Below are 12,901 nucleotides of genomic sequence, written 5' to 3' on the forward strand. Positions count from 1 at the left end.
CTGCCCGCCTCGGTGGTGGTCGCGGTGAACGAGCGCTCGGGTGCGGGCCCAGACTCGGGTTCGGGTCGCGGTTCGAGCTTGACCGCGGTCCGCAACTGATTAACCGTCGCAACCGACGCAAGCTGCGCGTAATGCTCATCAGAACCCGCACCCGCACGCGCCGCGATCACCCCGACCTGATCGGCCGACAGCCGACCCTCCCGCATCCCCTCAGCGCAGCGCGGGAACTCCTGCAGCCGGCCCGCGATCGTGGCGATCGTCTGAGCATTCGCCGGCGAACAGCCGATCTTCCAGGCCACCAACGCCGGCACCGACCGCGCCCCGGTGACCCCACACAACTCGTCACGATCGATCTCGGCCACGATCTCCACCATGCGCCCATCAATCGCGTTGCGCTGACCGGTCAACTCCGCCAACTCCTCAAACAACACCCCAAGACGCTCACCAGGACTCACCACCCCAGCGCCAGCAGAAGCGATCGACGACATAACCACATCATCGCAGCCCCCACCGACAAAACCAGGCCGCCCGATCAGCGCTCGTGACTCGACCGGACCAGGTCGCCGGTTTTCGAGCCGGTCATCGCCACCGGATCGTCGTCGTCCCACAGCAGCAGTTGCCGAACCGCCGGGCGGGGCCCGTAGGGCCTCAGCATGGTGCTGGCCGGGCGGGGCCGCACCCGTTGCGGCCACCAGAACCAGCGCCCGAGAAGCCTTGCGACAGACGGCGTCATGAATGACCGTACGATCAGCGTGTCGAAAAGCAAGCCGAGGCCGATCGTCGTCCCGATCTGACCGAGCACCTGAAAACCGCTGAACACGAACGCGCACATGGTGACGGCGAAAACGATGCCGGCCGAGGTGACGACGGAGCCGGACCCCGCCATCGCGCGGATGATGCCGGTGTTGAGGCCGGCGTGGATCTCCTCCTTGAAGCGGGAGATCAACAGCAAGTTGTAGTCGGATCCGACCGCCAGCAACAGGATCACCGCCAACGCGAGCACGACCCAATACAGCTGGACGCCGAAGATGTACTGCCACACCAGGACTGACAGACCGAACGAGGCCCCGAGCGAGAGGGCCACCGTACCCACGATGACCAGCGCCGCGATCAGGCTGCGCGTGATGATCATCATGATCAGCAGGATGAGGCTCAGCGCGGCGAACGCCACGATCATCAGGTCGTATTTGGCGCCGTCCTGGATGTCCTTGTACGTCGCGGCAACCCCGCCGAGATAGACGCCGGCGCCGGCCATGGGGGTGCCCTTCAAGGCCTCGTGCGCGGCCTTGGCGATCGGCTCGATGTGCGAAATGCCCTCGGGCGTCGCGGGATCCCCTTCATGCGTGACGATCATGCGGGCGGCCTTGCCGTCCGGCGAGAGGAACAGTTTCAGTCCGCGTTTGAAGTCGGGGTTGTTGAAGACCTCGGGCGGAAGGTAGAAGGTGTCGTCGTTCTTGGCCGCGTCGAAGGCCCGCCCCAATGCCGTCGCATTGTCGATCGCGGCCGCGGTCTGCGCGTAAATGCCGGACAGCGTGGCGTAATTGGCCAAACTCAGATCACGATTGGTCTGCTGGCTCTGGATCTGCGGTGGGATGAGTGCGGTCAGTTTCGGCTGCAGCGCGTCGAGCTTGTCGAGCGACGCCGTCAGGTTTTCGAATTTCTCGGTGAGCTGGTCAATGCCGTCGAGCGCGTCGAACAGCGATCTGAAGGCGTAGCAGACGGGGATGTCGTAACAATGCTTCTCCCAATAGAAATAGCTGCGCACCGGCCGGAAAAAGTCGTCGAAATTCGCGATCTTGTCGCGCAGGTCCTGGATGGTGCCGAGGGTGTCGTGAAAGCTTTGCGTCTCGTCGTGGGTGGTGCCGGCGAGTTGCTGCTGTAGCACGTACTGCTGCTTCAAGATGTTGATGGTCTTGGTCAGTTCATTGGCCTGCTTGAGGGCGTCGTCGGCCCGATCCCGTTGGTACGTCAGGTTTTCCTGCTGCGCCGCACTGGAATTGCTGACCACGAAGGCGAGCGAGCTGTGGACGAGTGGGGTGCCCAACGGCCTGGTGATGGTCTGCACCTGCGCGACGCCCGGAACATGGAACACCGCCTTGGCCACCTTGTCGAGGACCAGCATGCTCTCCGGGTTACGCATGTCGTGATCGGTTTCGACCATCAGCAACTCGGGCTCCAGGCGCGCCCTCGAGAAGTGCTTCTCCGCGGCGGTGTAACCGATGTTGGCCGGCGCGCTGGCCGGCATGTAGGGGCGGGTGTCGTAACTGGTCTTGTATCCGGGCAAGGCGATCAGACCGACCAGGGCCAGCGCGCACGCCGCCGCGAGCACGGCGCCCGGCCACCGGACGATGGCGGTGCCGATCCGCCGCCAGCCGCGCGTCCGTATCGCCCGCTTGGGGTCGAAGACGCCCACCATGGCGCCCAGGGTGAGGATCGCCGGCCCCAGGGTGAGCGCGGCGAACAGCGCGACCAGAATGCCGAGTGCGGCGGGGATGCCCAGACTTTGGAAGTATGGCAATCGGGTGAAGCTCAGGCAGGCCACCGCGCCGGCCACGGTGAGCCCGGAGCCCAGCACGATGTGCGTGGTGCCGTGATACATGGTGTAGAAGGCCTTTTCGCGATCTTCCCCCGTGCCGCGCGCTTCCTGATAGCGGCCGACAAAGAAGATCGCGTAGTCCGTTCCCGCCGCGATCACCAGTAGCGTCAGCAGATTCGTCGCATACGTCGACAGCCCGATCACGCCCGCGTTGCCCAGGAACGCGACAAGGCCGCGGGCGGCCGACATTTCAATGAGCACCGTGGCCAGCACCAGCAGCGTGGTGAGCACCGAGCGGTAGACGAAGAACAACATCAGCGCGATCACCCCGACCGTGATCGCGGTGACCTTCGCGGTGCCCTTGCTGCCGACGTCGAACTGGTCGGAGATCAGCGGCGCCGCGCCGGTCACATAGGTCTTGACGCCCGGCGGTGGCTTCATTCGGTCGATGATGTCGCGCAGCGCCCCGACGCCCTCGTTGGCCAACGCCGAGCCTTGATTGCCCGCGAGGTTCACCTGAACATAAGCGGCCTTGCCGTCGCTGCTCTGCGATCCCGCCGCGGTCAGGGTGTCGCCCCAGTAATCCTGGACATGTTGGACGTGTTTGCGGTCCTGCTCGATCCTGCGGACCATCTCGTCGTAGAAGCGGTGAGCGTCCGCGCCCAGCGGTTTGTCGCCTTCCAGCACGATCATCGCCGAGCTGTCGGTGTCGAACTCTCCGAACTTTTCACCGATGCGCTTGATTGCCTTGAGCGACGGTGCATCTGGCGAGTTCAGCGCCACGTTATGGGTCTTACCCACGTCTTCCAGCTGCGGCACGGCGATGTTCGTGATGGCGGCCAGCCCGATCCAGAACAGCAGTATCGGTAACGCGAGCCGGCGGATGGTGCGCGGCACCAACGGCCGCGACTGTTGATCGTTGCTCATCCAGATTTATCCAGACAGAAGGTGTAGGCGTCGACTTTGTTGACGGTGCGTTGGTCTTTCACTTCCCCGTTGACGGTGATACGGCAGCCGAGGGTGTCCCCGTTTCCCTGCGCGACGACGTTGCCGATCACCGCGGGCTCGGTGGTGGTGATGGTGAACGACCACGGCAAGGGCGCATCCTTGACTTGCTGCGGCTGGGCGTTGACGTCGAGGTAGTTGATGGTGGCCACGGCGCCCGGTGCGCCGAAGACCTCGAGCACGACCTGTTTGGGGTTGAACGGGACGATCTCGTTGGACAGGCCGCTGTTGGCCGACGTGTTGTTGTGCGACCCGAAGATCCCGTGCAGGCGGTAAATTCCGAAGCCCGCGAGTGCGACGACTACCACGGCGACGAGCACCATCCACCCCCGTCTCACCAGGGGTGCAATCGAAAAGCCCTTCACCCGTTAGCCTTTCGAGAATCGGGGTACAGGACCACATTCTGGCAGCGAACGCCGGAAGCGTGATCGACAGCTATGACAGTACGGTACGGGACCGTACTGTACAAGAGACGCGCGCGTATATTCTCCGGCCGTGGCCGGAACGTGCGGTGGCGTTATCCGGCGGACTTGGTCAGGCCGGGAAGGAGGAAGCCGTCGACGAACGCCTTCACGGTGCCCCTGGTGGGCGGGCGACCGGGAAGGATCGACCGGAAGATGAGGTAGCCGGGCAGCAGGTCCCACAGTTCGTCGGTGATGACGTCCTCGGTGATCTCGCCGCGGTCGACGGCCTGATGCAGGACGTGCTGGATCATGGCTTTGCGCTGATCCAGGAACTGATGCTGCATGGCCTCCTTGAGCGCGGGATGCCGCGACACCTCGACCATCACCGCGCGGATGGTGCCCGCGTGCTGCCCACACTCCAGGCTGATGGTCTCCCCCAGGCTCAGCAGGTCACCGCGCAACGTGCCGGTATTCGGCGGCACCGCCACCTGGCGGACGCCTTCGATGAAGGCGGCCAACACCAGTTCGGCTTTAGACGGCCAGCGGCGGTACACCGTGGCCTTGCTCGCGCGCGCCGCGTTGGCCACCGCGTCCACCGTCAGCTGGTCATAGCCGTGTTCCTGCAGCAACGCCAGGGTCACGGCCAAGATCTCGGCCTCGCGCGGCGACCACGGCGATGCCTGCTCGCACCGGTCGGCCGTCTGGGTCATAGAGCCCACGATAGAGCCGCTCGGGCGATGCGGACCAATTTCGGTGCAGGCAAACGCCGACGAATGTCAGTTTGTCAGCGGGAACCCAGCAGCGCGCGTTCAAAATCGGCGAGCAGGTCGTCAGTGTCCTCGATGCCCAGCGAGATGCGTGCGAATCCGTGGGGCACGGGGTCTCCCCACCGGGCCCGGCGGTCCACCGACGTGTGCAGGCCCCCGAAACTGGTGGATGCGATCAGCAGTTCGCTGCGGTCCACCAGCGCGTGCACCGCGGCCGCGTCGGCCAGTTCGACCGAAACCAGCGCCCCGAATCGGCGCATCTGGGCCATGGCCACCGGATGCGCCGGGTCGTCGGCCAATCCGGGGTAGCGCACCGCCCGCACCGCCGGGTGGCGGGCCAGCATGGTCGCCAGCGCCCGCGCGTTCTGGCATTGGCGTTCGAAGCGCAATCCGGCAGTTCCGATGCTGCGCAACAGAAGCCACGCCTCGAATCCGCCCAGGATCGCACCTGCGAGCAGCCTCTGTCGCTCCACCGCGGCGAGCAGCTCGGGCTCGTTGGTCGCGACGTACCCCGCCAGCAGGTCACCGTGACCCGACAGCGCCTTGGTCGCGCTGGCCACCACCGCGTCGGCACCCAGTGACAGCGGCTGCTGCCCCAAGGGCGTCGCGGCGGTGTTGTCGACGATCATGTGCGCGTTGCGGCCCCGGCAGATGGTGGCCAGCCGGTGCAGATCGACCACGTCCAGCGCCGGGTTGGTGGGTGTTTCGGCCAGCACCACGTCGGCCTGCTCGGCGGCGTCATAGATCTGCGAGCTCGACGCCTCGATGACCGTCACACCGGCGGGAGCCAACTCTTCCCGGGCGTGGCGGCGCACCTGGTAGTAGCCGTCGGCAGGCACTACCACCGTCGATCCCGGCTTCGCCAGCGCGCGTAAGACGGCGGCGATTGCCGCCATGCCCGAGCCGAACGCCCGCGCGCCGGTGGCTCCCTCCAGCTCGGCGAGCGCCGACTCCAGTTGCCGCCAGGTCGGATTGGAGCTGCGACCATAGCTGTCGCTGGTCTCGTCGTCGGACAGGTGGTAGGTGGCGGCGAGCACCGCCTGCGGCGCTACCGGCTGACCCGAAATAGCTTGCACATCAATGGCTTTGAGGCTGCGCGTGGAATCGCCGTATCGACCGCTCATCGGCTCAGTCCGCCGGGGAATCGGGACGGCCCTCGGCGAGCAGCTTGCGGAAGCCGTCCTCATCGAGGACCGGCACCCCCAGCTCGACCGCCTTGTCGTACTTGGAACCCGGCGAATCGCCCGCCACGACGTAGTCGGTCTTCTTCGACACCGAGCCCGCCGCCTTGCCGCCACGCGTCAGGATCGCCTCCTTGGCGTCGTCGCGGGAAAAGCCGGAGAGCGATCCGGTGACCACCACCGTCAGCCCGTCCAGCGTGCGCCGCACACTGGTGTCGCGTTCGTCGGCCATCCGCACCCCGGCGGCCCGCCACTTGTCGACGATCGCGCAGTGCCAGTCGACGGTGAACCATTCGGTGAGCGCCGCGGCGATCGTCGGGCCGACGCCTTCCACCGCGGCCAGCCGCTCGGTCGACGCCGACATGATCGAGTCCAGATCGCCGAACTCGGTCGCCAGGGCACGCGCGGCCGTCGGCCCGACGTGCCGGATCGACAGCGCCACCAGAACCCGCCACAGCGCCACCTTCTTGGCCTTGTCCAGGTTGTCGAGCAACCGTTTGCCGTTGGCCGACAGCGCGCCGGCCTTGGTCCGGAACAGCTCGGTGCGCAATAGGTCATCCTCGGTGAGCGCGAACAAGTCGCCCTCGTCGGTGATCACGCCGGCCTTCAACAGCGCGGTCGCGGCTTCGTAGCCGAGCCCCTCGATGTCGAGCGCCCCGCGGCCGGCGACGTGAAATACCCGCTCCCGCAACTGCGCCGGACACGATCGGGCATTGGGGCAGCGGATGTCGGCGTCGCCCTCCTTGGCCGGCGCCAGCGTGGTGCCGCATTCGGGACACGTGGTGGGCATGACGAATTCGCGTTCAGAGCCGTCGCGCAGGTCGACGACCGGACCGAGCACCTCCGGGATCACGTCGCCGGCTTTGCGGATCATCACCGTGTCGCCGATCAGGACGCCCTTGCGTTTCACCTCCGCGGCGTTGTGCAGGGTGGCCAGCCCCACCGTCGACCCCGCCACCTTCACCGGCGTCATGAAGGCGAACGGGGTGACGCGCCCGGTGCGCCCGACGTTGACGCGGATGTCGAGCAGCTTGGTCTGCGCCTCCTGGGGCGGGTACTTGTATGCGACGGCCCACCGCGGGGCGCGCGAGGTGGTCCCGAGCCGGCGCTGTAGCGCCACGTCGTCGACTTTGACCACCACGCCGTCGATTTCGTGCTCGAGGTCGTAGCGGTGCTCACCCCAATAGCCGATCCGCTCCTCGATGGCGGCAAGGCCGCGCACGCGCGCGGTTTGTTCGGCCACCGGCAGCCCCCAGGCGCTCAGCGCGGTGTAGGCCTCGTGCTGGGTCGTCGGCGCGAACCCCTCGGTGCGGCCGATGCCGTGGCAGATCATCCGCAGCTTGCGCCGGGCCGTGACGGCCGGGTTCTTCTGGCGCAGCGACCCCGCGGCGCTGTTGCGCGGGTTGGCGAACGGCGCCTTGCCGTCTTCGACCAGGCTGGCGTTGAGCGCCTCGAAGTCGGAGAGCCGAAAAAAGGCCTCGCCGCGCACCTCGAGCAGGGCGGGAATCGGGAAGTCGGTGCTGGCGGACAGCCGCTCGGGGACATCGTCGATGGTGCGCGCGTTCAGGGTCACGTCCTCGCCGACCCGGCCGTCGCCGCGCGTCGCGGCGCGTTCCAGCCGGCCGTCGCGGTACACCAGCGCCAGGGCGACCCCGTCGATCTTGAGTTCGCACAGGTAGTAAGGCTGGTTGCCGACCTCGTTCTCGACGCGGTTGCTCCAGGCCACCAGCTCGTCGCGATCGAAGACGTCATCGAGGCTCAGCATCCGCTCCAGGTGCTGCGCCTCGCCGAACTCGGTGGCGAATCCCGCTCCGCCGACCAGCTGCGTCGGGGAATCGGGCACCCGCAGTTCGGGGTGGCGCTCCTCCAGCGCGAGAAGCTCGTTGAACATCGCGTCGAAGTCCGCGTCCGAGACGATCGGCGCGTCCTTGATGTAGTAGCGGAACTGGTGTTCACGAACCTCTTCGGCCAGGTCCTGCCACTGCCGGCGAACCTCGGGCGATACCGAATCGGCTTCTGCTGCGCTCACCTTGGCAGGCTATCCGAGGGCACCGACGCGAAACCGCGCGCGCTCAGTCCTCGACTCCGTCCTCCACGTAGGCCCGCAATCGATCCACCGCGGCGTCCCACCGGCGGGACAGCTGACTCAGGTAGTCGCTGGCCGAGGCCAGCGACCGGGTCTGCACCGTCCACACCCGCTCGCGGCCCCGCCGGCTGCTGGTCACCAGACCGACCGACTCCAACAGCTGCAGGTGCTTGCTGGCCGCCTGCCTGGTAACCGGGACGACGCTGGTGACCTGCGACGTCGAACTGGGGCCTTGATCGCAGAGCCGCACGATGATGCGCAGCCGGTTGGGATCGCCCAGCGCGTCGAACAGCGGCGCGTCGACGGCGACAGGTCCGCTCATACCCGGACGTCTTCGACGAACCTGCGCACCAGCGTGGTCTGGATCGCCCAACCCTCGCCGTTGGCCTCGAACGCCGGCCCGCGACGCGCCTGCGGAATTGCCTCGAATCCCGACTCGGTGATCGTCAGCAGCACACCGTCCGGCCGCTCGGACAAAGTGAACTCGACCAGCGTCGTCGGCTCGTGGTCGTAGTCGACATCCGAGTCGACGGCGGACGGATGCCAGCGATAGGCGAACCGGCGCTGCGGCTCGACGGCGACGATCTGCCAGGTGCTTTGCACCCCGGCGTGCCCCTCCTGTCGCTCGGCGACCTGGCTGTCGACGATGGTCGGGCTGATCGCGGCGGTCACCGACGTCCCCGCGACGAACGGCCCGTCGAAGCGCACGCCGAACCAGCGGCCGAACTCCTCGGCGTCGCTGATGGCCCGCCACACCCGCTCGAGCGGCGCGCGCAACACCACCTGCTTCTCGATCTTCATATGCAACCTCCTGGTTGCCTATGAGTTCAGCACGGTGTCGCCAGAAACGCAACCAGATGGTTGCCTATTCGATGGCATCCTCGGCGAACATCTCCGCCGCCTTGCGGGTGAGTTCGATCGCGGCGCGCGCCCACTCCGGCGTCGTGCCGGCCAGACCGCACGCGGGCGTGACGCCGATGCGGTCGCGCAGCGCCGAACGGGCGAAGCCCAGGCGATCGGTCACCGCGACCACCGCGGCGGCCACCTCCCGCGCCGACGGGCGACGAGGCGGGGCTTTGCCGGCGACCACCCCGAGCGCAACGGTGCGGCCGGACTCCACGAACTCGGCAACACCGTCCAGATCCGCCGCGTCAAGCGCGCCGGCGTCTACCGAGACCGCACGAAAGGCGCTGCGCTGCAGGAGGTTCCACGGCAGGCCGGGAGCGCAGCAGTGCAGCATCACCTCGCCGCCCGCGGTGCGGGCGCAGGTGTCCAGCAGCCCGGCCGCCACCTCCTCGTCGACCGGCGCCACCGGGCTCAGCGCGGTCACCCCGCTCAGCCCGCCGCCCAGGGCCATGGGCAGCGACGGCTCATCGAACTGCACCACCACTTCCGCCTCGAGCCGGCGGGCCACCCCCGCCCGGTGCGCAGCGACGCCCTCGGCCAGCGACGCCGCCAGGTCGCGCAGCGCCCCGGGGTCGGTGATCGCCCGATGACCGTTGGCCAGCTCGACCTCGGCCGCCAGGGTGATCGGGCCCGGCGCCTGCACCTTCACCACCCGGCCGTCGTTGCGCAGGCCGGCGCCTTCCCAGGCCTCTTCGAGCGCGTCCATGTCCTCGTCGAGCAGGCTGATGGCCCGGCGGGTGACCGCCCCGGGGCGGGCGGCAAGCCGGTAGCCGCGCGGCACCGTGTCGATGGCCATGTCGACCAGCAGCGCACCGGCCCGGCCGAGCATGTCGGCGCCCACTCCGCGCGCGGGCAGCTCGACGATGTGCGCCAGCGCGCCCGCGAGTTCACCCACGACGACTTCGGCGGCCTGGCGCGCGCCGATTCCGGGCCACGAGCCGACACCGCTGGCGCTGGCAAACGGATGGGTGAAAACACTCACCGGACAACCGTATTCGACGTCGCACCGCCCGCCGGTCGGCAGGGGTCTGTGTGCCGCGGGACAGCGCGGGTAGGTTCAACGCCAAAGGGGTGCGAAAACGTGTCGCAGAAGGCGAAATCGGCGTGGCTACCGCTGCTGTGCGCGGTGGTGGCGCTGCTGGTGTCGTGCACCCGGGTGGTGGACGGTGCGGCCGTGGCGGGATCCGGCGCGGGCCACAGGGTGGTGCAGGGCGTCGACGTGGACACGATCCTGCTGGACCAGTCGCGGATGCGCGCAATCACCGGCGCCGGTGAGCATCTGACCATCATCCCCTCGATGGACGGCACCAGCCCGGTGGACATCGACGCGCTGGCCGACAATGCTCCGCGCGAGTGCCGGTTCATCTACGCCGAGACGGCAACGTTCGGGCGCGATCTCGAGGCGTTCCACAAGACGACGTTCCAGGACCCACCCGATGGCGCGTTGATCTCCGAAGGCGCCGCGGCCTATCGCGATGCCGACACCGCCCGTCGTGCCTTCGGCGCCCTGGTGAGCACGGTCGGCGACTGCGCGAACGGCTCGAGCGGGCAGCTCTACGTCGGTGACTGGAACGCCGACGCCACCTCGCTGCACCTGCGGCCCGGCGGGTGCGGCCGCGACTACCGGATCCTGTCGGTGGCCATGCTCGAGGTGACCTTCTGCGGGTTCGCGCAATCGGTGTCCGACATCGTGATGACGAATATCTCCGCGAACATGCCGCGGTAGCCGCGGTTCAGCGGGTGGTTCCGGCGATGGTGGCGCTGCCGAGCACCTCGTCACCGTCGGGATCGGGCCGATACAGCACGAGCGTCTGACCCCGGGCCACCCCGCGCATCGGCGCGCGCAGCCGCACGACGAGCTCGTCGTCGACCAGTTCGGCTATCGCGTCGGCCGGTTCGCCGTGTGCGCGCACCTGAACCGCGCACTCCACCGGGCCGGTCGGGGTGGCACCCGAGGTGAAAATTGGTGTCCGGCCGACCATTTCGCGTATCTCGAGATCGGCCGCCTCGCCCACCCGCACGGTGCCTGTCTCGGCGTCGATCGAGGTCACGTAGCGCGGACGGCCATCGGGCCCCGGCCCGGCGATACCGAGTCCCTTGCGCTGGCCGATGGTGAAGCCGTGCACGCCGTCGTGCTCGGCGAGCACCGTGCCGTCCGCATTGACCACCGCACCGCGGCGCACCCCGATGCGCTCGCCCAAAAAGGCGCGGGTGTTGCCCGAGGGAATGAAGCAGATGTCGTGACTGTCCGGCTTTTCGGCGACCGTCAGACCGCGTCGCGCCGCTTCGGCCCGGATCTGCGGTTTGGGGGTGTCCCCGATCGGAAACGCCGCGTGGCGCAACTGCTCGGCGCTCAGGACGGCCAGCACGTACGACTGGTCCTTGTCGTGATCGACCGCGCGACGCAGGCTGCCGTCCCGCAACCGGGCGTAGTGGCCGGTGGCCACCGTGTCGAACCCGAGCGCAACGGCTTTCGCCGACAGCGCCGAGAACTTGATCTTCTGATTGCACACCACGCACGGGTTTGGGGTCTCGCCGCGCGCATACGACGATACGAATTCGTCGATGACGTCCGACTTGAACCTCTCCGCGAAGTCCCACACGTAGAACGGGATTCCGAGCACATCGGCGACGCGGCGCGCGTCCGAGGCGTCTTCCTTCGAGCAGCACCCTCGCGAACCGGTGCGCAGCGTGCCGGGTGCGCTGGACAGCGCCAGGTGCACGCCGACCACGTCATGTCCGGCGTCGACCATCCGGGCGGCGGCGACCGAGGAGTCGACGCCACCGCTCATGGCAGCAAGCACTTTCACTCAGGACGCCCCCGCGGCGGCCAGTGCGGCGCGACGGGCGCGGTCGACCGCCCCGGGCAGTACCCGCAGCACCGCGTCGATGTCCGACTCAACACTGCTGTGCCCCAACGACAGTCGCAGAGATCCGCGGGCGCTGGCCGCATCGGCGCCCATCGCGATCAGCACGTGGGATGGCTGCGCGACACCGGCGGTGCACGCCGACCCTGTCGAGCATTCGATCCCGTTGGCGTCCAACAGCATCAGCAACGCATCGCCCTCGCAACCACGGAACGTGAAATGCGCGTTGCCGGGAAGGCGCTGGGGGTACCTCCCGCTTGCGGGGGACGGATCGCGGGCGCCGTTCAGGCTGACGTCCTCGATGCCGCCCAGCACGCCGTCGACCAGCCGGTCGCGCAACGCACGCAACCGGGCGCTGTTCACCTCGAGCCCGTCGACCGAGATCCGGGCCGCCGCCGCCATTCCGACGGCGCCTGCGACATCGGCGGTGCCCGAACGGATGTCGCGCTCCTGCCCACCTCCGTGCGCCAGCGGCACGCACGCGACGTCGCGACGCAGGAGCAGCGCGCCCACGGCCGGCGGTCCGCCGAACTTGTGGGCCGCGACGCTCATCGCCGACAATCCGCTGGCGGCGAAGTCGACCGGCAACTGCCCCACCGCCTGAATTGCGTCGCTGTGCATGGGAACGCCGAATTCGGCGGCGACGGCGGCGAGTTCGGCCGCCGGCATGACCGTGCCGACCTCGTTGTTGGCCCACATCACCGACACGAGCGCGACGTCGTCGTGGCGGGTGAGCACCTCGCGCAGCGCCGCCACCGACACCGACCCGTCGGCGGCGGTGGGAAGCCAGGTGACCTCGGCGCCCTCATGTTCGACGAGCCAGTTCACCGAGTCCAGCACGGCGTGGTGTTCCACCTCGCTGGTGACGATGCGCCGCCGGCCGGGATCGGCGTCGCGGCGGGCCCAGTAGATGCCCTTGACCGCCAGATTGTCGCTCTCGGTGCCACCGGCGGTGAAGATGACCTCCGAGGGGCGCGCGCCCAGCCGGTCGGCGATCAGCTCACGGGACTCCTCGATGCGCCGGCGCGCCGCCCGACCGCTGGTGTGCAGCGAAGAGGCGTTGCCGACCGTGCCGAGCACAGCCGTCATCGCCTCGATTGCGGCGGGGTGCATCGGGGTGGTTGCGGCGTGATCCAGGTAGACCATGAC

At 68.2% G+C, this 12,901-nt stretch carries 12 protein-coding genes; 1 reads left to right on the forward strand and 11 read right to left on the reverse strand.

Annotated elements, in window-relative coordinates; all coding sequences use genetic code 11:
* The 9 genes from AC5Y4H_RS11625 to AC5Y4H_RS11665 all read right to left on the reverse strand — a co-directional run.
* On the reverse strand, positions 1-488 hold a 488-nt coding region (locus AC5Y4H_RS11625; protein WP_499981634.1), incomplete at its 3' end, for a DUF222 domain-containing protein.
* A gap of 44 nt (positions 489-532) precedes the next feature.
* Entirely contained in the window at positions 533-3,463 is a 2,931-nt protein-coding gene (locus tag AC5Y4H_RS11630) for an MMPL/RND family transporter (RefSeq protein ID WP_499981636.1), read from the reverse strand.
* A complete protein-coding gene (locus tag AC5Y4H_RS11635) occupies positions 3,460-3,891 on the reverse strand; it encodes an MmpS family transport accessory protein (RefSeq protein WP_499982016.1) in 432 nt (143 codons plus the stop codon). The genes AC5Y4H_RS11630 and AC5Y4H_RS11635 overlap by 4 nt, the downstream gene beginning before the upstream one ends.
* A 167-nt stretch (positions 3,892-4,058) precedes the next feature.
* Positions 4,059-4,655, reverse strand: coding sequence for a TetR/AcrR family transcriptional regulator (locus AC5Y4H_RS11640; RefSeq protein WP_499981639.1), 597 nt, complete (start codon positions 4,653-4,655; stop codon positions 4,059-4,061).
* Between the two features lie 74 nt (positions 4,656-4,729).
* Positions 4,730-5,836, reverse strand: a complete 1,107-nt coding sequence (locus AC5Y4H_RS11645) for a cystathionine gamma-lyase (protein WP_499981641.1) — start codon at positions 5,834-5,836, stop codon at positions 4,730-4,732.
* A 4-nt stretch (positions 5,837-5,840) separates the two neighbouring features.
* Positions 5,841-7,922 carry an NAD-dependent DNA ligase LigA gene (gene ligA, locus AC5Y4H_RS11650; protein ID WP_499981643.1) on the reverse strand — a complete coding sequence of 694 codons (2,082 nt, stop codon included), beginning with the start codon at positions 7,920-7,922 and terminating at the stop codon, positions 5,841-5,843.
* A 43-nt stretch (positions 7,923-7,965) separates the two neighbouring features.
* Entirely contained in the window at positions 7,966-8,301 is a 336-nt protein-coding gene (locus AC5Y4H_RS11655) for an ArsR/SmtB family transcription factor (RefSeq protein WP_499981644.1), read from the reverse strand.
* Positions 8,298-8,780: an SRPBCC family protein gene (locus tag AC5Y4H_RS11660; RefSeq protein WP_499981647.1), complete on the reverse strand. Its 483-nt coding sequence runs from the start codon at positions 8,778-8,780 to the stop codon at positions 8,298-8,300. The genes AC5Y4H_RS11655 and AC5Y4H_RS11660 overlap by 4 nt, the downstream gene beginning before the upstream one ends.
* Before the next feature lie 64 nt (positions 8,781-8,844).
* Positions 8,845-9,867 (reverse strand): uroporphyrinogen decarboxylase/cobalamine-independent methonine synthase family protein, encoded by a 1,023-nt coding sequence (locus AC5Y4H_RS11665; protein WP_499981649.1) that lies wholly within the window; start codon positions 9,865-9,867, stop codon positions 8,845-8,847.
* Positions 9,868-9,966: 99 nt separating this feature from the next.
* Between AC5Y4H_RS11665 and AC5Y4H_RS11670 the strand changes: the two genes are divergently transcribed.
* Positions 9,967-10,611, forward strand: coding sequence for a sensor domain-containing protein (locus AC5Y4H_RS11670; protein WP_499981651.1), 645 nt, complete (start codon positions 9,967-9,969; stop codon positions 10,609-10,611).
* A gap of 7 nt (positions 10,612-10,618) precedes the next feature.
* On the opposite strand, the gene mnmA is transcribed toward AC5Y4H_RS11670, so the two are convergent.
* Complete coding sequence (mnmA, locus tag AC5Y4H_RS11675) at positions 10,619-11,695, reverse strand: tRNA 2-thiouridine(34) synthase MnmA (protein WP_499981652.1); 1,077 nt, start codon at positions 11,693-11,695, stop codon at positions 10,619-10,621.
* Positions 11,696-12,898: a cysteine desulfurase family protein gene (locus AC5Y4H_RS11680; RefSeq protein WP_499981654.1), complete on the reverse strand. Its 1,203-nt coding sequence runs from the start codon at positions 12,896-12,898 to the stop codon at positions 11,696-11,698.
* Positions 12,899-12,901: the final 3 nt, after the last annotated feature.

The sequence above is a fragment of the Mycobacterium sp. NGS58 genome (assembly GCF_059812385.1).